The following is a 20,948-nucleotide window of genomic DNA, read 5'->3' on the forward strand; positions in this document are numbered from 1 at the left end:
CGAACGGCCCTCGGAATTCCGCACGGCCTCGCGGCGTTTCAGGCGTCATGAGGAAGATGTCCCCGGCCGGCGTATTCGCCACCGTGGTGGCGGCCGCGATCGTCGGCACTGCTGCCCCCGCCGGGGCCGACATCACGAACGACGTCTCGACCATCGGGTCGGTGGCGCAGGGGCCGACCGTGGACCGTCAAGGCCCGACGATCGGCTGAGGTTTCGGCCAGGCGCTCGTTCTTGAGGTTCGCGTGCCTCGCGACGTCTACACCACGGTCGTGGGGGTGCCCCGCGTCACGACAGTGGGGTAGATCTCGCGACGCTCACACCGCCCGACCATCGCGAAACTGCCAGCGGTCGATCAATTACCGCCAATGGAATTAAACCGCTGACCTGCCGGTTTACACCATCAGACCGGCCGGAGACTCACTACCGGCCCACTGCAAGGAAGAGGGATCACCATGAAGAAGTCAGCAATCACCGCCACCATCGCCGCCGGATTCGCCGCCGCCCTGTTCGGCCTGGCCGCCCCCGCCAACGCGGGCATCGACCACCACTCCTGGCTCAACGACGTCCAGCAGCAGGCAGTCGTCGGCTCGGCCACCTCGACGGTAGGCAACGGCCGCTAACACCCACCCACACCAGAGGGGCACCCGGAAACGGGTGCCCCTCTTGGCGTTTCGGGCGTGGTGCCAGTAGTCGTCTCGGGGCGTTGCACTTTCGCGACGTCTACACCACGGTCGTGGAGATACCCCGGGTCACGACGCTGGGGTAGATCTCGCGACGCCCGCACCGCCGCCCAACCATCGCGTTCCTGCCACCGGTCGATCAATTACCGCCAGTGGAATTAGACCGCTGACCTGCCGGTTTACATCATCAGACCGGCCGGAGATTCACTACCGGCCCACTGCAAGGATGAGGGATCACCATGAAGAAGCTCGGAATCACCAGCGCCATCGCTACCGGATTCGCCGCCGCACTCTTCGGCTTGGCCGCCCCCGCAAGCGCGGACGGTGGGGTCGACCGCCTCCACTGGCTGAACGAGATTCAGCAGAAGGCAGAAGTGGGTGCCGCCACGTCGACCATTGGCAACGGCCGCTGACACCAGACCACACCAGAGGGGCGTCCGGAAACGGGCGCCCCTCTTGCTGTTCGGAAGTCTCGCGACGTCTACACCACCGTCGTCGATCTGCCCCGGGTCACGACGCTGGGGTAGATCTCGCGACGCCCGCACCGCCCCACGACCACCGCGTTCCTGCCACCGGTCGATCAATTACCGCCAATGGAATTAAACCGTTGACCTGCCCGTTTACACCATCAGACCGGCCGGAGATTCACCACCGGCCCACTGCAAGGAAGAGGGATCACCATGAAGAAGTCAGCAATCACCGCCACCATCGCCGCCGGATTCGCCGCCGCCCTGTTCGGCCTGGCCGCCCCCGCCAACGCGGGCATCGACCACCACTCCTGGCTCAACGACGTCCAGCAGCAGGCAGTCGTCGGATCGGCCACCTCCACCGTAGGCAACGGCCGCTAACACCCAGCCACACCAGAGGGGCACCCGGAAACGGGTGCCCCTCTTCGCATGTGGACATGAGGTCCGTTGGCTAGGGTCCCTTCATGACTCGTCGACGACGCGATGTACCACCCCCGGGCGTACAGGGCGGCGAGCGCGAAGTGCTGCTCGGCTTTCTCGACTACCTGCGGGATTCCGTTGCGACCAAGGTCCAAGGTGTGCCCGAGCCCGACGTTCGTAATCCCGGTGTCCCGTCCGGCACCAATCTCCTTGGGCTGCTGAATCACTTGATCCATGTCGAGAGGTTCACGTTCCTCGGCGAAGTGGTCGACGATTGGCCGGCCACCTTCCATGCTGCACCCGACAGCACGGTGGCATCGCTGACCGAGACGTATGCGGATGTCACCGCGCGTGCGAACGCCGCCATCCGAGCATGCGCCGATCTCGGGTCACCCTGCGCCCGCCCGACCAAGACGGGTGCCCCACCGACGATGCGCTGGGCGCTGACACACATGATTGAAGAAACCGGTCGGCACGCCGGCCACATGGACATCCTGCGGGAACTGATCGACGGCGTGACCGGTCGCTGATCCTGAAACACGAAGACCGCGAACTCGATTCGAGTTCGCGGCCAGACCCGCTCGGTGACGGCGACACCCTAGTGCTTCGTCCCACTCTCACTATATGGCCGAGGTAGGGGCTTGCCGCAAGACCCGGGTCGTCCCGCAGAATCTGCCAACCAACTCACCGGATGGAGGTCGTCGTGACCAAACCCTTCGAAGTGCACGAGTCGGGTGCCTTCCTGCACGGCACCAAGGCCGATCTGTCGATCGGCGATCTGCTCGTCCCCGGACGCCCGTCGAACTACCAGCCTGGCCGCCTCATGAACAACGTCTACGTGACCCGCACGCTCGACGCCGCTGTGTGGGGCGCGGAGTTCGCCGTAGGGGACGGCCCGTGCCGCATCTACGTCGTCGAACCGCTGGGCGCGATCGAGGACGACCCGAATGTCACCGACAAGAAGCTCCCCGGCAACCCGACGCAGTCCTTCCGCACCCGGGAGCCCGTGCGCATCGTCGGCGAGATCACGGACTGGCAGGGGCATTCGGAGGAACAGCTGCAGGCGATGCGGGACGGCCTGGCGGACCTCCGGCGCCGCGGGCTGGACGTCATCTACGACTGACCCCGTTGCGGGATGATGGCCGGCATGCAGATTCTCTGGCAGCAGGCCCACGTCGAACGGCTGCGGGCCGTACGGGTGGGCTGGGACGGTGCGGAGGTGGGTGCGCCGTGCTTCGGTCCGGACTGGGAGTCCCAGCCCGACGACGTGCACCTGCTTCGAATCGCCACCACCTACGGGTCCTGTCCGACCGGCAGCTTTCCCTACCGGCGCCCGCCGGCAGATCACGAGTACTCGTTCTTCGTCGAGGACCTGCCCGACGACACCGTGTTCGAGTTCTCGGATCGCCACCGGCGCCTGTTGGCCGCGATGAGTTGGGAGCTCTCCGCGCCCTACGGGGACGACGACATCCCCGGTTGCGACCCGAAGCGTCCGTACGGCGACTTCACGTTCTATCAGCTCGAGATGGCACTGCACCTGGGTCTCATTCCGGCGCAGAAGCCACCGGATCACGACCCGATGACACCGCAGATCGTCGACGCGATGACGGCGCTGCACGGGCAGATGCAGCCTGCGCTGCAGGTGTTCCTGCAGAACTTCGACATCCCTGCGGGTGGGCTGTTCACCGGTGAGGACTGGGGCGGGTGGGAGCCCGTCTGAGCGGCAACTGCGCCCGATGTCAGCGACGGATCGTCTCGAGGCCGCCAAACACGAAGGCCGCGAACTCGAAGAGTCCGCGGCCTGCGTTCAGCGATCCGAAGACCGCTCATTGTGGGCGAAGGGGGACTTGAACCCCCACGTCCCGAAGGACACTGGCACCTGAAGCCAGCGCGTCTGCCATTCCGCCACTCGCCCCAACAACCGGGAAAGGCTATCACGCACCCCGGCTGACTCCCCAACCGTGCTGATGGGTCCGGGCGCAAGCCGCTGACCTGGCGTGATCTGATTCTCAGAGATCCGATGGTCACGCCGGGGCACCCATGGCCGATACCATGCGCAGAGGGGTACCGGTCTGCGACACGCGCGGGCCGGCAGAAGCGACGACGACGAAGCGAGGTGGAGCGGGGACATGGGTCTGGTCGACCGCTTCGAGCGCAAACTCGAATCCGGCCTCGGCGACGCGTTCGCCCGGGTGTTCGGCGGATCGATCGTGCCGCAGGAAGTCGAGTCGATGCTGCAGCGCGAGGCCGACGCCAAGGTGCGTGAGCTGCAAGGCGGACACATTTTGGCACCAAACGACTACGTCATTACCCTCAGTGTGCCCGACCATCAGAAGGTGAGTGCCGACCCCGACCTCACGTCGACGAGTTTTGCCCGGCACCTGGAGGGATACATCCATGACCAAGGTTGGCAAACGTATGGTGAAGTGGTCGTCAGTTTCGAACCATCGCCGAACCTGCATACCGGCCAGCTTCGCGTCCGTGGAGCGGTCAATCCCGACAGCCGACCTGCCCCCTCACCCACACCCATGGGCGCAAGTGCCCCTGCTTCATCACACCGCGCGAACACCGCAGAACCAGGAGTTCCTTCGATGACTGACAACCCGAATTACCGCGGCGGCCAGGGACAAGGGCAGCAGCCCGGCGACGAATACTACGACTACGGCCGCCAGGGTGACGATCAGCGCCGCCCCTACCCGCCTCAGGATCAGGGCGGCTACCCGCCGCCCGCCCAAGGTGCACCCGGCTACCCGCCCCGCCAGGGGGGCTACCCGGACCAGGGCGGCTACCCCGAGCAAGGTGGATACCAGGACCAGGGCGGCTACCCCGACCAGGGCTACCCGCCCCCCTCATACGACCAGCGTCCCCCCGCGGGCGGCGGCTACGGCCAGCCCCCGGCCGGTGGCTACGGCGAGGGCTACCCACCTGCCCCCGCCGGCGGCTACGGCGGCCCGCAGGGCGGACAGGGCGGCTACGGCGCGCCCGCCGGTGACTACGACTACGGTCGCCCCCCGGCTGCCCCGCCGCGCCACGAGGACTACGGCCGCCCCGAATCGCGGCCCGGCTACCCGGATCAGGGTGGATACCCCGACCAGGGCGGCTACCCGGATCAAGGTGGATACCCCGACCAGGGCGGCTACGGCGGTGGCTACGGCCGCCAGGAGTACGGCGGCCAGCCCGCCGGCTACGACTACGGCCAGCAGCCCCAGCAGGGCTACGGCGACCAGGGCTACGGCGCGCCCGCGGCCTACGGCGAGCCTGGTTACGGCCAGCAGGGGTACGGCGGCGCCGGCTACGGCAGCGGCGCGGCCGGTGCGACGGTCACGCTGCAGCTCGACGACGGCAGCGGCCGCACCTACCAGCTGCGCGAAGGCGCCAACGTGATCGGTCGCGGCCAGGACGCCCAGTTCCGCCTCCCCGACACCGGTGTGTCCCGTCGCCACCTCGAGATCCGGTGGGACGGAGCGGTCGCGCTGCTGTCGGACCTGAACTCGACCAACGGCACCACGGTCAACAACGCCCCCGTCCAGGAATGGCAGCTGGCCGACGGCGACCTGATCCGACTGGGCCACTCCGAGATCATCGTTCGCGTTCACTGAGCACTCGAGCGGGTGTCGGCCGTGGCGAAGCCGGACGCTTCCCCTTCACGTCGATCGCCGCCCAAGTAATGTGACGTTGCCGAAGCTGGCCGAGCAGACCGCGTGGGTCGAAGCGGTACCGTCCACGGGTCGGCTCGGTGGTCGCGAGCGACAACGGGACGGTGACGGAGAGGACGTCGGATGCAGGGGCTAGTACTGCAGCTGACGCGTGTCGGTTTCCTCTTGCTGCTGTGGCTCTTCATCTGGTCGGTGCTGCGCATCCTGCGCACCGACATCTACGCCCCGACGGGCGCCGTCATGGTCAAGCGCGGTCTGGCCCTGCGCGGCACCCTGCTGCCCAGCCGGCAGGCACGCAACGTCGCCCGGCAGCTCGTCGTGACCGAGGGCGCACTCACGGGCACCCGGATCACGCTGGGCACCCAGCCGGTGCTGATCGGCCGTGCCGACGACTCGACGCTCGTCCTGACCGACGACTATGCGTCGACACGGCACGCCAGGCTCTCTCAGCGGGGGTCCGAGTGGTACGTCGAAGACCTAGGATCGACGAACGGTACATACCTCGACAGGGCGAAGGTGACGACGGCGGTAAGGGTTCCGATGGGCACGCCGGTGCGAGTCGGCAAGACGGTGATTGAGCTGCGCCCGTGACACTCGTCCTCCGCTACGCCGCGCGCAGCGACCGCGGCCTCGTCCGCGCCAACAACGAGGACTCCGTCTACGCCGGTGCCCGACTGCTGGCGCTCGCCGACGGCATGGGCGGTCACGCCGCAGGCGAGGTCGCCTCCCAGCTCGTGATCGCCGCACTCGCCCACCTCGATGACGACGAGCCCGGCGGGGACCTGCTGAGCAAGCTCAACCAGGCCGTCCACGAGGGCAACTCGGCCATCGCCGCCCACGTCGACGCCGATCCCGAACTCGAGGGCATGGGCACCACGCTCACGGCGATCCTGTTCGCGGGCAACAGGCTTGGGCTCTGCCACATCGGCGACTCCAGGGGCTACCTGCTCCGCGACGGCGAGCTGACCCAGATCACAAAGGACGACACGTTCGTCCAGACGCTCGTCGACGAGGGCCGGATCACTGCCGAGGAGGCGCACAGCCACCCGCAGCGCTCGCTGATCATGCGCGCGCTCACCGGCCACGAGGTCGAGCCCACCCTGACCGTCCGCGAGGCCAAGGCCGGCGACCGCTACCTGCTGTGCTCCGACGGACTGTCCGACCCCGTCAGCCACGAGACCATCGCCGAAGCCTTGGCGCTCGAGGATGTCGCCGCGAGCGCTGACCGGCTCATCGAGTTGGCGCTGCGCGGCGGTGGCCCCGACAACGTGACCGTGGTCGTCGCGGACGTCGTCGACTACGACTACGGCCAGACCCAGCCAATCCTGGCCGGCGCGGTGTCCGGCGACGACGACCAGACGGCGCCGCCCAACACGGCGGCCGGACGCGCATCGGCGTTCAACCCGAAGCGCGCGGCACCGACCAAGCGCCCGGCCGTCGAACCCGAACCCGCCAAGAAGCCCCGTTCGCGCCGCAGGATGATCATCACCGCGGTCCTGCTGGTGCTCGTGGTCGCGGCCGGACTCTTCATCGGCCGCATGATGATTCGCAGCAATTACTACGTCGCCGAGCACGACGGCGCGGTGTACATCATGCGCGGGGTGCAGGGCTCGATCCTCGGCATACCGCTGCAGGAGACGTTCCGCGTCGGTTGCCTCGACGGGCGCAGCGAGCTGCGGATCATGGGCGTCGACGACGACCGCGCCAACTGCCAGCTGCTCGAGGTCGCCGATCTGCGTGAGTCCGAGCGCGCCCAGGTCACCGCTGGCCTGCCCGCGGGCAGCGTCGACGACGCGATCCGCCAGCTCCGCGATCTCGGCACCACGTCGCTGCTGCCGGTGTGTGCCCCCCCGGCGCCGAGGACCACGACGCCGCCACCGCCTCCGCCGACCACCTCGTCGGGCACGCCCACGACCACGTCGCCCTCCCGCGGGCCTGCTCCCGGCCCCGCGCCCGAGACGCCAAGCACCGTCACGACTCCCCCACCCCCGCCCACGCCGAGCGTCACGGCGCTGCCTCCCCCACCGCAGGAGCCGGGCACCACCTGCCGGGCTGCGTCATGAGCACACAACCTCAGGCCCCCGTCACCGTCGTTCCGCCCATGCCCACTCGGCGCAACGCCGAGTTGCTGCTCCTCGGCTTCGCCGCCGTCATCACGATGGTGGCGCTGCTGATCGTCGAGGCGAACCAGGAACAGGGCGTCGGCCTGGACCTCCTGCAGTACCTGATCGGCTACCTGGCCCTGTTCGCGGGCGCACACATCGCGGTGCGCCGCTTCGCGCCGTACGCCGACCCGCTGCTGCTCCCCGTCGTCGCCCTGCTCAACGGCCTCGGGCTGGTGATGATCCACCGGCTCGACCTTGCGGCGCAAGAGATCTCGGGCGGGACCGACTCCAGCCCGACCGCCAACCAGCAGATGCTGTGGACGCTGGTCGGCGTCATCGCCTTCTCGCTCGTCATCGTGTTCCTGACCGACCACCGCATGCTCGCCCGCTACGGCTACGTCTGCGGGCTGACCGGCCTGGTGCTGCTCGTCATCCCCGCGATCCTGCCGTCCTCGATGTCCGAGCAGAACGGCGCGAAGATCTGGATTCGCCTGCCCGGCTTCTCGATTCAGCCCGCGGAGTTCTCCAAGATCCTGCTGCTGATCTTCTTCGCAGCGGTCCTGGTGTCCAAGCGCAACGTGTTCACCAGTGCGGGCAAGCACGTCCTGGGCATGAACCTCCCCCGGCCGCGCGACCTCGCCCCGCTGTTGGCGGCATGGATCGCGTCGATCGGCGTGATGGTGTTCGAGAAGGACCTCGGAACCTCGCTGCTGCTGTACGCATCGTTCCTGGTGCTGGTGTACGTCGCGACCGAGCGGATCAGCTGGGTCTTGTTGGGGCTCACGCTGTTCGCCGTCGGCAGCGTCGTCGCGTACTTCGCATTCTCACACGTACAGGTCCGCGTGCAGAACTGGCTCGACCCGTTCGCCGACCCCGACGGCGCCGGCTACCAGATGGTCCAGTCGCTGTTCAGTTTCGCCACCGGCGGCATCTTCGGCACCGGCCTGGGCAACGGTCAGCCCGGCACGGTGCCCGCCGCGTCCACCGACTTCATCATCGCCGCCATCGGTGAGGAGCTCGGTCTGGTCGGCTTCGCCGGCGTGCTGATGCTCTACACGATCGTCGTCATCCGCGGCCTGCGGACCGCGATCGCAGTGCGCGACAGCTTCGGCAAGCTGCTCGCCGCCGGGCTCGCCTCCACGCTCGGCATCCAGCTGTTCATCGTCGTCGGCGGCGTCACCAAGCTGATCCCGCTCACGGGCCTGACGACCCCGTGGATGTCGTACGGCGGGTCGTCACTACTCGCCAACTACGTGCTGCTCGCGATCCTGGTGCGCATCTCGCACAACGCGCGCCGTCCGATCGACACCAAGGGCCCCAACCCCGCGCCCATCGCCTCCGCAGGGACGGAGGTGATCTCGAAGGTATGAACACCTCACTACGCCGCGTCTCGCTCGCGATCATGGCGCTGATCGTCCTGCTGCTGGGCAACGCGACCCTGACCCAGGTCTTCACCGCCGACGGGCTGCGCTCCGACCCGCGCAACCAGCGCGTGCTGCTCGACGAGTACGCCCGCCAGCGCGGCCAGATCACCGCAGGCGGCCAACTGCTCGCCTACTCGGTCGCAACCGAGGGCCGGCTCCGCTACCTCCGGGTCTACAACAACCCGCTGGCATACGCACCTGTCACCGGTTTCTACTCGCTGCGCTACTCCAGCACCGGCCTCGAACGCGCCGAGGGCGAGATCCTCAACGGCTCCGACGAACGCCTGTTCGGCAAGCGGTTGGCCGACTTCTTCACCGGCCGCGACCCGCGCGGTGGCAACGTCGGCACCACGCTGAACCCGCAGGTGCAGGAAGCGGCGTGGGATGCGATGGCCCAGGGCTGCAACGGCCCCTGCAAGGGCTCGGTCGTCGCGCTGGAACCGTCGACCGGAAAGATTCTCGCCATGGTGTCCGCACCGTCCTATGACCCGAATCTGCTGGCGTCTCACGACGTCGAGGAGCAGTCGGCGGCATGGGAGCGGCTGCGTGACGACCCCAACTCGCCGCTGGTGAACCGTGCGATCTCCGAGACCTATCCCCCGGGTTCGACGTTCAAGGTGGTCACCACCGCGGCAGCGCTGGAGTCCGGCGCCACACCCGACACCCAGCTGACGTCGCTGGCACGAATCAAGTTGCCGGACAGCACCGCAACGCTCGAGAACTACGGCGGATCGTCCTGCGGCAGTGGGCCGACGGCATCGCTGCGGGAGGCGTTCGCCAAGTCCTGCAACACGGCGTTCGTCGAACTCGGCGGCGACGTCGGGGCCGACAGGCTGCGTGACACCGCCCAGGGGTTCGGCATCGACCAGCCGATCCCCCCGATTCCCCTGCAGGTGGTGCAGTCCACCGTCGGCCCGATCAACGACGCCGCCGCGCTCGGCATGTCGAGCATCGGCCAGAAGGACGTGGCGCTCACCCCGCTGCAGAACGCGATCGTGGCCGCCACCGTCGCCAACGGCGGCGTCGCGATGAACCCCCACCTGGTCGCCGACCTCAAGGGCCCCGACTTGTCCAACATCAGCACGACGGCCCCCAGCGAAGCACGCCGAGCGGTATCGGCGCAGGTCGCTACTACACTTACGGACTTGATGATCGACGCCGAACAGGTCACCCAGCAGAAGGGAGCCATCCCCGGCGTGCAGATCGCCTCGAAGACCGGCACGGCGGAGCACGGGACCGACCCGCGCAACACGCCGCCTCATGCCTGGTACATCGCGTTTGCGCCCGCCAAGGCGCCGAAGGTCGCGATTGCGGTCCTCGTGGAGAATGGGGGCGACAGATTGAACGCCACCGGCGGTGCCGTCGCGGCACCCATCGGGCGCGCGACGATTGCGGCAGCGCTGCGGGAGGCATCATGAGCCCCCGAAGCCGAGCGAAGCGAGGCGAGAAGTGAGTCCCCGCGTCGGAGTGACGTTGTCCGACCGCTACCGGTTGCAGCGGCTCATCGCGACGGGCGGCATGGGCCAGGTCTGGGAAGGCCTCGACAGCCGCCTCGGTCGGCAGGTTGCGATCAAGGTCCTCAAGGCCGAGTACTCCGAGGACGCCGAATTCGTCGAACGGTTCCGCGCCGAGGCGCGCACCGTCGCCATGTTGAACCACCCGGGCATCGCCAGCGTCTACGACTACGGCGAGACGGACATGGACGGCGAGGGCCGCACCGCCTACCTGGTCATGGAACTCGTGAACGGCGAACCCCTCAACGCGGTGATCAAGCGGACCGGCCGGCTGTCCCTGCGGCACGCACTCGACATGCTCGAGCAGACCGGCCGCGCGCTGCAGGTCGCGCACACCGCGGGCCTGGTGCACCGCGACGTCAAGCCCGGCAACATCCTGATCACCCCCACGGGGCAGGTGAAGCTCACGGACTTCGGCATCGCCAAGGCCGTCGACGCCGCTCCCGTCACGCAGACCGGCATGGTCATGGGCACGGCGCAATACATCGCACCCGAGCAGGCCCTGGGTCGCGACGCGACGGCTGCCAGTGACGTGTACTCGCTGGGAGTCGTTGGCTACGAATCGGTTTCGGGTCGGCGACCATTCACCGGTGACGGTGCGCTGACCGTCGCGATGAAGCACATCAAGGAGCAGCCCGCCCCGCTGCCTGCCGATCTGCCGCCCAACGTGCGCGAACTCATCGAGATCACGCTCGCCAAGGAACCGGGACTGCGCTACCGCACCGGTGGCGCGTTCGCCGACGCCGTCGCAGCCGTGCGGGCCGGACGCCGGCCACCGCGGCCCAACCAGGCCCCCGCGATCGGGAGGGCCACGCCCGCCGCGATCCCGTCGAGTGTCCAGATGCGCTCGGCCGCCGACTTCGCGAGCCGCCCACCCACCCAGGCGCGGCCACGGCCTGCCGCGGGCAACCACCGTCCGCCGGTCGCACCACGTCGCACGTTCTCCTCGGGCCAACGCGCGCTGCTGTGGGCTGCCGGCGTGCTCGGGGCGCTGGCGATCGTCATCGCCATCCTCATCGTGCTCAATGCCCAGGACCGCAAGGACACCCAGCTCCCCCCGCCCACCATCACGAACACCACCGTGGTGACGCCGCCACCGTCGCCGTCGGCGATGCCTCCGATGGGCGGATCCGGGGCTGCGCCACAGACGCCTGATTGGACCTTGGCGGGGCACGTCAGCGAAGCTTGGGTGCACGACGTGGCGGCGCACTCGAGCGTTCCACCTGAGCAGACATACAGATGACCACGCCTCAACACCTGTCCGACCGCTACGAACTGGGAGAAATCCTGGGGTTCGGTGGCATGTCGGAAGTCCACCTCGCCCGCGACGTCCGGCTGCACCGCGACGTCGCGGTGAAGGTGCTGCGCGCAGACCTGGCCCGCGACCCAAGCTTCTACCTCCGGTTCCGTCGCGAGGCGCAGAACGCCGCCGCCCTGAACCACCCCGCAATCGTGGCCGTCTACGACACCGGCGAGGCCGAGACCGCCAACGGACCGCTGCCCTACATCGTGATGGAGTACGTCGACGGCATCACGCTGCGCGACATCGTCCACACCGAGGGACCGATGGAGCCGCGCCGCGCGATCGAGGTCATCGCCGACGCCTGCCAGGCACTGAACTTCAGTCACCAGCACGGCACCATCCACCGCGACGTCAAGCCCGCCAACATCATGATCAGCAAGTCCGGCGCGGTGAAGGTCATGGACTTCGGCATCGCCAAGGCGCTCGCCGACGCAGGTCAGAGCGTCACCCAGACCGCGGCCGTCATCGGGACGGCGCAGTACCTGTCGCCCGAGCAGGCCCGCGGCGAGAAGGTCGATGCCCGCTCCGACGTCTACTCGCTGGGTTGCGTCCTCTACGAACTGCTCACCGGTGAACCGCCGTTCGTGGGTGACTCTCCTGTGGCCGTGGCGTATCAGCACGTGCGCGAGGATCCGATCCCGCCGTCCCAGCGTCACGCCGGCATCAGTGCCGAACTCGACGCCGTGGTGCTCAAGGCGCTGACCAAGAACCCCGACAACCGCTACCAGACCGCGGCGGAGATGCGCGCCGACCTGATCCGGGTGCACAGCGGCGAGGCGCCCGAGGCGCCCAAGGTCTTCACCGACGCCGAACGCACGTCGATGCTGACGGCGCCGCCGCCCTCGGGCCGCAATCAGCCCACCGAGCACATCCCGGCGCAGCGACGGGGTTACGCCGAGCCCGGCCGCAGGAACTCCGTCCGCCTGTGGGTGACCATCGTCGCGATCCTCGCGGTGCTGACGGTCGTGGTCACCATCGCGATCAACTCGATCGGCGACGCTCCGCGGGATCAGCAGGTGCCGAACATCACGGGGCAGTCGGTAGACGATGCACGGGCCACGCTGCAGAACCGCGGCTTTCAAGTCGACGAGCAGCGAAAAGATGACTTGCGGATACCGCAGGGCGAGGTCATCGGTACGGAACCCGAGGCGGGGACCGCCGTTGCCGCCGGAGACGTCATCACCCTGAACGTGTCCGACGGACCGCCGCAGGTGCAGATCCCGGACGTGAAGTCGATGACGCCGGAGGCGGCCCTGGCGCGACTACGTGGCTTGGGCTTCACGAACGTCGCGACGGCACTGTCGCCCTCGACGCCCGAACAGAAGGACCGGGTGCTCGACACCAACCCACCGGTCAACTCCACCTACGCGGTCACCAATCTGGTCACCGTCGTGGTCGGGTCCGGGCCTGGCGAGAAGCCCGTGCCCGACTGTGCCGCCCTGTCACCGGCCGATTGCGAAGCGTTGATCACGGCCAACGGGTTCACCAAGCCGCTGCCCGTGCAAATCTCGAGCACTCTGCCCGAGGGCGCGTTGGTCGGGACGAATCCCCCTGCTGGGCAGATCATCGCGATCGACAGCCCCATCCAGATTCAGGTGTCGCTGGGCAACCAGTTCGTCATGCCGCCGCTGCGCGGCCAGTTCTGGGACGCCGCCGAGCCGCTGCTGCGGTCGCTCGGCTGGACCGGTGTGCTGATCAAGGGACCGAACGCGCAGAACAGCGGCGTACCGAGCAATGGCGTGGTGACTCAGAGCCCCGCCGCGGACACGCCGACGGACAAGAACGCCCCGATCACGCTGAGCTTCGCGCAGTAGCCGCACGCACGGTGTCGGCGACCTCCCGCTCGAGCTGAGTCACCAGCGTCTCGGCGGGGGCCTCGCCGCACAGCGTCAGCCAGTTGGCGAGCATGCGGTGGCCGCCCTCGGTGAGGATCGACTCCGGGTGGAACTGCACGCCGTGAATCGGCAGCTCGGTGTGCTGCACGCCCATGATGACGCCGCCGTCGGTACGCGCGGTCACCTCGAGGGCGTCCGGCAGTGTCTCCGGCAGGATCGTCAGCGAGTGATAGCGCGTCGCCGTGAACGGACTCGGCAGACCCTTCAGCACGCCCACGTCTCCGTGATTGACGGTGCTCGTCTTGCCGTGCAGCAGCTCGGGAGCGCGGTCGACCGTGCCGCCGAACGCCACGCCGATCGCCTGATGGCCCAGGCACACGCCAAGGAGCGGCGTCGCTTCCGCGGCACAGGCCTGCACCAGCGGAATCGACGCGCCTGCGCGCTCGGGGGTGCCGGGGCCGGGGCTGAGCAGGATGCCGTCGAACTCGGCCGCAATGGCGTCCGGGTCGGCCAACCGCTCGTCGTCGTTGCGCCACACTTGGGCCGTCACGCCGAGCTGGCCGAGGTACTGCACGAGATTGAAGACGAAGCTGTCGTAGTTGTCGACGACGAGAACCTGCATAACCCCAGGTTACGCGTCCGGCTAATAGCCCAGCGGCCCGGCAGGCTTGGCGAACCGCAGCCGTACTGGCGCTTCGTAGCCGACCAGGTCGGTCTGCTCCCTGGCTTCCTCGGTGTAACCCAGTCCGAAGCGCACGACGTACTGGCGGTAGAGCCGGACCAGGGGAGCGGCGTCGAGTGCCGCCTGCATCCGCGTGACGTCTCCGACGGCGGTGATGACGTACGGCGGGCTGTAGGTGCGGCCGTTGAGCAGCAGCGTGTTGCCGACGCAGCGGGGGGCCGACAGGCCGATGATCCGCTGGTCCTGCATCTGGACGCCTTCTGCGCCCGCGCTCCACAGCGCGTTGAGCACCGCCTGCACGTCCTGCTGATGGACCACCAGGTCATCGGGGGAGGCGTCGCCGGGGAACCGTCCCTCGGCATCGCGCTGCGCATCGGTGAGGGTAATCACCAGCCCTGGTCCGCGCAGCGGGGCGACGCCGGCGTCGGCGGCGAGTGCGTCGGTGCGGTCGGTGAGCACTTTGAGCGCGGCGCCGGCACCGGGTGATCCGCCGTGATGATTGTCGACCTCGCCGACGAGTTCGTCGCGTTGGGCGGTCAACCGGTCGACGGACTGCTGCGCCTCGCGGACCAGGTCGACGAGCCGGGGCGCATCGCTGCGCCGGATCTCGTCGCCACCGGACACCGTGTGCGTCGTCGCCAGCAGCAGGCCGGCGCACAGGCACACCACCGGCACACCGAATCGCCACACCGACCGCCGGGGAGAGTCGCTGGACCGCGAACCACGCGCCATCGGTTACTCCTTCCCCAATCGGGTCGTACCAGGGGAGCGGATCGCTGAGCTAGGCTCATACTCGCGACAGATCCCTAGTCGGACTGCTCTTTGCCATCATCGCAGTCGAATCAACCGCCTGAAGGTACCCATGCCCAAGTCAAAGGTCCGCAAGAAGAACGACTTCACCCACAACCCGGTGAGCCGTACCCCGGTCAAGGTCAAGGCCGGACCGTCGCCCATGTGGTTCGTGGTGCTCTTCATCGGGCTGATGCTGCTCGGCCTGGTCTGGCTGTTGGTCTTCCAGCTCGCCGCCACCAACCCGGTCGACGCACCCAGCTTCCTGTCCTGGATGGCGGACCTGGCGCAGTGGAACTACGCAATCGCCTTCGCGTTCATGATCACCGGTCTGTTGCTCACCATGCGGTGGCGGTGACCACCGTCGGCTCGAAGATGAATTCATCTCGTCCAACTGGTGTCAACCTGTCCGCTACCTGCGAGACACGCAATCACATCGATGTGATTCATCCCCATTGGGGATAGCACCTGTGGATAACTTCGTTGCCCACGCGTAAAGGGTGTTGATAAGTGCCTCAGCAAACACAGTGGGCACCGCAGACCGGCGGCATTGCGGCGTGCTTCGTGTTCGGTTTGGCGCTGGTCGCCGCCGCTGTGACTGTGGTCACAGATGCTCCGGGCCGCTTCCTCGCAGGCGTTGCCGGGCTGGGATTGCTCGCCTTCGCAACGATGTCGTGGCGCGCACGGCCAAAACTGGCAATCACCGGCGAGGGACTGGTGGTCCGCGGCTGGTTCTCCACCCACGTGTTGGCGCCGAACGACATCGCGGCCGTACGCATCACGGAGTTCCGGCGGATCGGGCGCAAGGTGAAGCTGTTGGAGATCGACACCGTCGCCGATGATCGCCTGCTGGTGTTCACCCGGTGGGATCTGGGAACCGACCCGCTCGCAGTCCTCGACGTACTCACCGCGGCCGGCTACGTTCCCTGACCCGCACGCGCCGCCGAGTGTGGGGCTTCTAGACGCGGGTTCTCGAGTTCTGCATTCACATCCCACACAGTCGCCACGTCAGGCGCTGACGCGACTACGCGCCCGACGGACGGGGGAGACCCGTCGTCGAGCGCGTAGAAGTGGTGTCAGGAAACGGTGATCGACTCGATCACGACGGGCTCGGTGGGCCGGTCGCTGCGGTCGACCGAGGTGCCCGCGATCGCGTCGACGACCTTCTGCGACTCGGGGTCGACGACCTCGCCGAAGATGGTGTGCTTGCGGTTCAGGTGCGGGGTCTTGCCCACGGTGATGAAGAACTGCGAGCCGTTGGTGCCGGGGCCCGCATTGGCCATGGCCAGCAGGTAGGGCTTGTCGAACTGCAGCTCGGGGTGGAACTCGTCGTCGAACTGGTAGCCCGGGCCACCGCGGCCGGTGCCCGTGGGGTCGCCGCCCTGGATCATGAATCCGGAGATGACGCGGTGGAACACGGCGCCGTCGTAGAACGGACCCGAGGCTCCGCCGGTGGCGTTCTCGGTGCTGTAATCCTTGGTGCCCTGAGCCAGCCCGACGAAGTTGGCCACGGTCTTGGGGGCATGATTGCCGAAGAGTGCGATTTTGATGTCGCCGCGGTTGGTGTGCAGGGTCGCGGTCGCTGTCTGAATGGGGCTCGTCACGATAGCGAGTCTGCCATTCGCGTTTCCACGCCAGGTTTCGCCCCCGCCCGAATACTGTTGTCCCGTCGTCGGGCCCCGTTCCACCCAGAGAGGTCGAGTCATGAGAGCCAACACCACCCGGTTGTCGTCACGGGACCGATTCGTTCGCGGCCTCAAGTACTCGACGGTGGGTCCGGTGGACCTGACCAGGGGAGCGGTGGGCATTGGCGCGCAGTCCGTGGGCTCGTCGGCGGGCTGGGTCCGCGACCGCTACCGCAGCAGCAAGCTCAGCAAGGACGTTGCGTCGACGCAGGCGACCATCGCGCAGGAACTCGCAGCCGCCGCAGTGGCCGTGTCGAGCCTGCCGCAGACGATCGCCGACGCACGCCGGCCGAAGCGGCGGCGTCCGAGTCCACTGGTGCTCGCGGCCGCCGGGGCTGCGGTCGTGGCGGTGGGTGCGGTGACGTTCTCGATCGTCAGGCGCTCGACGCAGCCGGAGCCCTCGCCGTTGCCGCCGAGTGTGGACGTCACGCCCAGGCCCTGACGGGCGGGGCGGATCCGATCGCGAAAGTGCTTGTGGAGCCTAGGAGATTCGAACTCCTGACATCTGCCTTGCAAAGGCAGCGCTCTACCAACTGAGCTAAGGCCCCTTGGGGGTGGGTCAGGTGGGCTGCTCGTCAGCGACGTGCCACACCTCGCCACGGCTGCGCGACCGGATGACCAGCGCGCCCGCCACGAGAATGGTCAGCACCACCAAGCTGCGCATGACATACCTTCCTCGGGAGGAAAACCGTGGGCCTAGGAGGACTCGAACCTCCGACCTCTTCGTTATCAGCGAAGCGCTCTAACCGCCTGAGCTATAGGCCCTTAGTCGCAAGCGACCGAGCGAGATTACCGCAACGGACGGCCTGCTCCCAAACCGCGCTGCCGACCGTCGCTAGTCGCGGTCGGCGAGGGTGACCTCGATGCCACCGACCAGGTCGGTGGTCAGGTTGTAGATGAACGCACCCACGGTCGCCATCGCCGTCAACAGCACGATGTTCACCAGGCCGATCAGTGCCGCTCCGCCGAAGATCGTGCCGCTCGACACGAGTTCGCCGCCGGCGCCACTCGCGCTGGTCAGGAGGTCGCCGACGTTGCTGTTCAGCTTGCTCCACACGCCCATGCCGCCGAGGACCAGGTACAGGAACGCGACCGCGATCATCCACACGAAGAACGACGCCACCGAGAGCACCAGCGACACCTTGAGGACACTCCACGGATCCAGCCGCCGGATCTGCATGCTGGCACGCACCGGACCCTGGCCACGGTTCATCGCCGCCGTCCGCGCCGCGGGCCGGTGCGGTGCATCGCCCGACGGCCGGTCCAGCGGCTTGCGCGGCCCGGAGCGCGGCGCGCCGCCGGACAGGTCCGGGAGCTCGCTCTTGTAGACCTCGGCGCGCGGCGGCTCGGGCCGCGTCTCGCCACGCGCCGCTGCTGCGGCGGCGGCCTGCGCCGGGTCGATCTCCCGGGTGGGGTTGGCGTCACGCGTCGCCGTCACGGCACCCTCGCGCGCCGGGCCCTGAGTGGGCCCGTTGTCGCGTGCCGGCCCCTGGGTCGGTCCGTTGTCGCGCGCGCCGGCCGGAGCCGATCCACCCGACATGAAGCGGTTGAGCCGAGCGTCCGCACCGGAGGCCTGACCGGCACGGCCCGCGTCCGGCTGGCCCTCCGGCGTCCGCTGCTCGGGACGCGTCCGGGCCGTTCCCCGCTGCCACGGTGGGACGTCGCCGTGCTCGCCGGCCGACCCCGGTCGCGCCGGAGCAGCGGCAGTGCCGCCGTCCGTCGCGCCGTTGGCCGAACCGTTGGCACTTCGTGGCCCGTCACCCGCACGCGGGTACCCCGGGTCGTTCGGTGACGTCACGCTCGGCTCCTTAGCTCAGGCTGGTGCACACGCATCACGTCGGATCGGACGTCGGATCGGACTCGATGGCGTCCAGTTCGTCCGCAGCATCCTCGTCGGCGTTGCGCGCAATGGCAATCAGTGTGTCGCCCTCGCCCAGGTTCATCAAGCGCACCCCCTTGGTCTGCCGTCCGGCCTTGCGCACCTGACGTGCCGCGGTCCGGATGACACCACCGTTCGAGGTGATGGCGTAGAGCTCGGTGTCGTCGTCGACGATCAGCGCTCCGACCAGCGTGCCACGCCTGCGGTCGTACTGGATCGTGAGGATTCCCTTGCCGCCGCGGCCCTGGGCCGTGTACTCCTCGATGGCCGTGCGCTTGGCGTACCCGCCCGACGTCGCGACCAGCAGGTACGTACCTTCGCGCACCACGTTCAGCGACAGCAGCTGGTCCTCTTCGTTGAACCGCATGCCCTGCACGCCCGAGGTGGCGCGTCCCATCGGGCGCAGCACCTCGTCAGTGGCGGAGAACCGGATCGACTGCCCCTTCGCCGACACGAGCAGCAGGTCGTCGTCCGACGAGCACAGCACCGCACCGACCAGTTCGTCGTCGTCGCGCAGATTCACCGCGACGATTCCGCCCGAGCGGTTGGAGTCGAAGTCGACCAGCTTGGACTTCTTCACCAAACCCTTGCGGGTCGCCAGCACCAGGTACGGCGCGTCCTCGTAGGACTTGAGCTGGATGACCTGGGCGATGCGCTCCTCCGGCTGGAACGCCAGCAGGTTCGCGACGTGCTGACCGCGGGCGGTTCGCGACGCCTCGGGCAGCTCGTAGGCCTTCGCCCGGTAAACCCGGCCCTGGGTGGTGAAGAACAGGATCCAGTCGTGGGTCGAGCAGACGAAGAAGTGGTTGACGATGTCGTCCTGCTTGAGCCCCGCACCCTGCACGCCCTTGCCGCCGCGCTTCTGGCTGCGGTAGAGGTCGGACTTGGTGCGCTTGGCGTACCCGGTCTCGGTGATCGTCACGACGACCTCTTCGCGTGCGATCAGGTCCTCGTCGGCCACGTCGCCGTCGGCCGGGATGATCCGCGTGCGGCGGTCGTCACCGTACTTCTCGGTGATCTCCGCGAGCTCGTCGTGCACGATCGCGCGCTGCCGCTCGGGCTTGGCGAGGATGTCCTCGAGGTCGGCGATCTCGGCTTCGATCTTGGCGAGATCGTCGACGATGCGCTGCCGCTCTAGGGCTGCCAGTCGCCGCAGCTGCATGTCGAGGATGGCCTGCGCCTGGATCTCGTCGACGTCGAGCAACTCGATCAGGCCGGCCCGCGCGACGTCGACGTTGGCCGACGCCCGGATGAGCGCGATGACCTCGTCGAGCGCGTCGAGTGCCTTGACCAGACCGCGCAGGATGTGGGCCCGCTCATTGGCCTTGCGCAGCCGGTACCGGGTGCGACGGACGATGACCTCGAGCTGATGGACCACGTACAGCCGGATCAGCTGGTCCAGACGCAACGTGCGCGGGACGCCGTCGACGATCGACAGCATGTTGGCGCCGAAGCTCGTCTGCAGCTGGGTGTGCTTGTAGAGGTTGTTCAGCACGACCTTCGCGACGGCGTCGCGCTTGACCTCGACGACGATGCGCAGACCGACGCGGTCGCTGCTCTGGTCCTCGATGTTCGAGATGCCAGCGAGCTTCCCGTCACGTACCTGATCGGCGATCGAGGTGATGAAGTTGTCGTGGTTCACCTGGTAGGGCAGCTCGGTGATGACGAGCAGGGTCCGACCGCGCGAATCCTCCTCGACCTCCACGACGCCGCGCATCCGGATCGAGCCGCGGCCCGTCGTGTACGCGTCGTGGATGCCCTGCGATCCGACGATCAGGCCGTAGGTCGGGAAGTCCGGACCCTTGACCCGCTCGGTGACCGCGGCCAGCGTGGTCTCCTCGTCGGCCTCGTGGTTGTCGAGGCACCAGAACACGGCCTCGGCGAGTTCGCGGAGGTTGTGCGGCGGCATGTTGGTCGCCATGCCGACGGCGATGCCGCCCGATCCGTTGGCCAACAGGTTCGGGAACCGGCTCGGCAGAACCGTCGGCTCCTGGACGCGGCCGTCGTAGTTCGGAATGAAATCGACGGTCTCCTCGTCGATTTCGCGCAGCATCTCCATCGCCAACGGAGTGAGGCGCGCCTCGGTGTAACGCATGGCGGCTGGCGGATCGTTGCCGGGCGAACCGAAGTTGCCCTGCCCGTCGACCAGCGGGTAGCGCAACGACCACGGCTGGGCCATCCGGACCAGGGTGTCGTAGATCGACGAGTCACCGTGCGGGTGGTAGTTGCCCATCGTCTCCGCAACGGAGCGTGCGGATTTCGCGTGTCCGCGGTCGGGCCGGAAGCCCGAGTCGTACATCGCGTAGAGCACGCGGCGGTGCACGGGCTTGAGGCCGTCACGAACCTCGGGCAGGGCGCGGCCGACGATGACGCTCATCGCGTAGTCGATGTAGCTGCGCTGCATCTCCTGCTGGATGTCGACCGGTTCGATGCGGTCGGTCGTCGCGCCGTCGTCGCCCGGGGGGAGGGTGGTGTCTGTCATGTGCTCCTCGCTCGTCTATGAGCAGCT

General features: G+C 68.0%; 22 protein-coding genes and 3 tRNA genes. 17 read left to right on the forward strand and 8 right to left on the reverse strand.

Going from position 1 to position 20,948, the window contains the following annotated elements:
• Positions 1 to 47 precede the first annotated feature (47 nt).
• The 7 genes from G6N61_RS18510 to G6N61_RS18540 all read left to right on the forward strand — a co-directional run bounded on the left by G6N61_RS18510 (position 48) and on the right by G6N61_RS18540 (position 3,287).
• Positions 48 to 209: a hypothetical protein gene (locus G6N61_RS18510; RefSeq protein ID WP_163919835.1), complete on the forward strand. Its 162-nt coding sequence runs from the start codon at positions 48 to 50 to the stop codon at positions 207 to 209.
• A 243-nt stretch (positions 210 to 452) separates the two neighbouring features.
• Positions 453 to 620, forward strand: a complete 168-nt coding sequence (locus G6N61_RS18515; protein ID WP_170314476.1) for a hypothetical protein — start codon at positions 453 to 455, stop codon at positions 618 to 620.
• A gap of 299 nt (positions 621 to 919) precedes the next feature.
• Entirely contained in the window at positions 920 to 1,093 is a 174-nt protein-coding gene (locus G6N61_RS18520) for a hypothetical protein (protein ID WP_170314477.1), read from the forward strand.
• A 267-nt stretch (positions 1,094 to 1,360) separates the two neighbouring features.
• Complete coding sequence (locus G6N61_RS18525; RefSeq protein ID WP_170314476.1) at positions 1,361 to 1,528, forward strand: hypothetical protein; 168 nt, start codon at positions 1,361 to 1,363, stop codon at positions 1,526 to 1,528.
• Between the two features lie 83 nt (positions 1,529 to 1,611).
• Positions 1,612 to 2,097, forward strand: coding sequence for a DinB family protein (locus tag G6N61_RS18530; protein WP_163919836.1), 486 nt, complete (start codon positions 1,612 to 1,614; stop codon positions 2,095 to 2,097).
• Positions 2,098 to 2,258: 161 nt separating this feature from the next.
• Positions 2,259 to 2,690 carry an NAD(+)--rifampin ADP-ribosyltransferase gene (gene arr / locus G6N61_RS18535; RefSeq protein WP_163919837.1) on the forward strand — a complete coding sequence of 144 codons (432 nt, stop codon included), beginning with the start codon at positions 2,259 to 2,261 and terminating at the stop codon, positions 2,688 to 2,690.
• Between the two features lie 24 nt (positions 2,691 to 2,714).
• Positions 2,715 to 3,287 carry a hypothetical protein gene (locus tag G6N61_RS18540; RefSeq protein WP_163919838.1) on the forward strand — a complete coding sequence of 191 codons (573 nt, stop codon included), beginning with the start codon at positions 2,715 to 2,717 and terminating at the stop codon, positions 3,285 to 3,287.
• 112 nt (positions 3,288 to 3,399) lie between these two features.
• On the opposite strand, the gene G6N61_RS18545 is transcribed toward G6N61_RS18540, so the two are convergent.
• Positions 3,400 to 3,482: transfer RNA gene (locus tag G6N61_RS18545), tRNA-Leu, on the reverse strand.
• A gap of 214 nt (positions 3,483 to 3,696) precedes the next feature.
• Here G6N61_RS18545 and G6N61_RS18550 point away from each other — a divergent pair.
• The 7 genes from G6N61_RS18550 (at position 3,697) to pknB (ending at position 13,383) form a co-directional block, all read left to right on the forward strand.
• A complete protein-coding gene (locus G6N61_RS18550; RefSeq protein WP_163919839.1) occupies positions 3,697 to 5,166 on the forward strand; it encodes an FhaA domain-containing protein in 1,470 nt (489 codons plus the stop codon).
• Between the two features lie 180 nt (positions 5,167 to 5,346).
• Entirely contained in the window at positions 5,347 to 5,814 is a 468-nt protein-coding gene (locus G6N61_RS18555) for an FHA domain-containing protein FhaB/FipA (protein ID WP_163919840.1), read from the forward strand.
• On the forward strand, positions 5,811 to 7,286 hold the full coding sequence (locus tag G6N61_RS18560; protein ID WP_163919841.1) for a PP2C family protein-serine/threonine phosphatase: 1,476 nt from the start codon (positions 5,811 to 5,813) through the stop codon (positions 7,284 to 7,286). Before G6N61_RS18555 ends, G6N61_RS18560 begins: the two co-directional genes overlap by 4 nt.
• Positions 7,283 to 8,698 carry a peptidoglycan glycosyltransferase RodA gene (locus tag G6N61_RS18565; protein ID WP_163919842.1) on the forward strand — a complete coding sequence of 472 codons (1,416 nt, stop codon included), beginning with the start codon at positions 7,283 to 7,285 and terminating at the stop codon, positions 8,696 to 8,698. The genes G6N61_RS18560 and G6N61_RS18565 overlap by 4 nt, the downstream gene beginning before the upstream one ends.
• Positions 8,695 to 10,170, forward strand: coding sequence for a D,D-transpeptidase PbpA (gene pbpA / locus G6N61_RS18570; RefSeq protein WP_163919843.1), 1,476 nt, complete (start codon positions 8,695 to 8,697; stop codon positions 10,168 to 10,170). Before G6N61_RS18565 ends, pbpA begins: the two co-directional genes overlap by 4 nt.
• Positions 10,171 to 10,201: 31 nt before the next feature.
• The gene (locus G6N61_RS18575) at positions 10,202 to 11,509 is read left to right on the forward strand and encodes a protein kinase domain-containing protein (RefSeq protein WP_163919844.1); all 1,308 of its coding nucleotides are present in this window, start codon (positions 10,202 to 10,204) and stop codon (positions 11,507 to 11,509) included.
• A complete protein-coding gene (gene pknB / locus G6N61_RS18580; protein WP_163919845.1) occupies positions 11,506 to 13,383 on the forward strand; it encodes a Stk1 family PASTA domain-containing Ser/Thr kinase in 1,878 nt (625 codons plus the stop codon). The genes G6N61_RS18575 and pknB overlap by 4 nt, the downstream gene beginning before the upstream one ends.
• On the opposite strand, the gene G6N61_RS18585 is transcribed toward pknB, so the two are convergent.
• Both G6N61_RS18585 and G6N61_RS18590 read right to left on the reverse strand, forming a co-directional pair.
• Complete coding sequence (locus G6N61_RS18585) at positions 13,361 to 14,026, reverse strand: aminodeoxychorismate/anthranilate synthase component II (RefSeq protein WP_163919846.1); 666 nt, start codon at positions 14,024 to 14,026, stop codon at positions 13,361 to 13,363. The genes pknB and G6N61_RS18585 overlap by 23 nt on opposite strands.
• Positions 14,027 to 14,047: 21 nt before the next feature.
• Positions 14,048 to 14,818 (reverse strand): DUF881 domain-containing protein, encoded by a 771-nt coding sequence (locus tag G6N61_RS18590; protein ID WP_163919847.1) that lies wholly within the window; start codon positions 14,816 to 14,818, stop codon positions 14,048 to 14,050.
• A 130-nt stretch (positions 14,819 to 14,948) separates the two neighbouring features.
• Here G6N61_RS18590 and crgA point away from each other — a divergent pair, with 130 nt between their 5' ends.
• Positions 14,949 to 15,233, forward strand: a complete 285-nt coding sequence (crgA, locus tag G6N61_RS18595) for a cell division protein CrgA (protein WP_163919848.1) — start codon at positions 14,949 to 14,951, stop codon at positions 15,231 to 15,233.
• Positions 15,234 to 15,385: 152 nt separating this feature from the next.
• The gene (locus G6N61_RS18600) at positions 15,386 to 15,805 is read left to right on the forward strand and encodes a PH domain-containing protein (RefSeq protein WP_163919849.1); all 420 of its coding nucleotides are present in this window, start codon (positions 15,386 to 15,388) and stop codon (positions 15,803 to 15,805) included.
• A gap of 146 nt (positions 15,806 to 15,951) precedes the next feature.
• On the opposite strand, the gene G6N61_RS18605 is transcribed toward G6N61_RS18600, so the two are convergent.
• Positions 15,952 to 16,482, reverse strand: a complete 531-nt coding sequence (locus G6N61_RS18605; RefSeq protein ID WP_179973695.1) for a peptidylprolyl isomerase — start codon at positions 16,480 to 16,482, stop codon at positions 15,952 to 15,954.
• Between the two features lie 97 nt (positions 16,483 to 16,579).
• Here G6N61_RS18605 and cwsA point away from each other — a divergent pair, with 97 nt between their 5' ends.
• Positions 16,580 to 17,002, forward strand: a complete 423-nt coding sequence (gene cwsA / locus G6N61_RS18610; protein WP_163919851.1) for a cell wall synthesis protein CwsA — start codon at positions 16,580 to 16,582, stop codon at positions 17,000 to 17,002.
• Between the two features lie 33 nt (positions 17,003 to 17,035).
• Here cwsA and G6N61_RS18615 read toward each other — a convergent pair.
• The 4 genes from G6N61_RS18615 to gyrA all read right to left on the reverse strand — a co-directional run bounded on the left by G6N61_RS18615 (position 17,036) and on the right by gyrA (position 20,921).
• Positions 17,036 to 17,108: transfer RNA gene (locus G6N61_RS18615), tRNA-Ala, on the reverse strand.
• A gap of 143 nt (positions 17,109 to 17,251) precedes the next feature.
• Positions 17,252 to 17,325 (reverse strand) — tRNA-Ile (locus tag G6N61_RS18620).
• A 70-nt stretch (positions 17,326 to 17,395) separates the two neighbouring features.
• Complete coding sequence (locus G6N61_RS18625; RefSeq protein WP_163919852.1) at positions 17,396 to 18,358, reverse strand: DUF3566 domain-containing protein; 963 nt, start codon at positions 18,356 to 18,358, stop codon at positions 17,396 to 17,398.
• A gap of 34 nt (positions 18,359 to 18,392) precedes the next feature.
• Positions 18,393 to 20,921 (reverse strand): DNA gyrase subunit A, encoded by a 2,529-nt coding sequence (gyrA, locus tag G6N61_RS18630; RefSeq protein ID WP_163919853.1) that lies wholly within the window; start codon positions 20,919 to 20,921, stop codon positions 18,393 to 18,395.
• Positions 20,922 to 20,948 lie beyond the last annotated feature (27 nt).

This window comes from Mycolicibacterium arabiense, from assembly GCF_010731815.2.
GTDB classification, from domain to species: Bacteria; Actinomycetota; Actinomycetes; order Mycobacteriales; family Mycobacteriaceae; genus Mycobacterium; species Mycobacterium arabiense.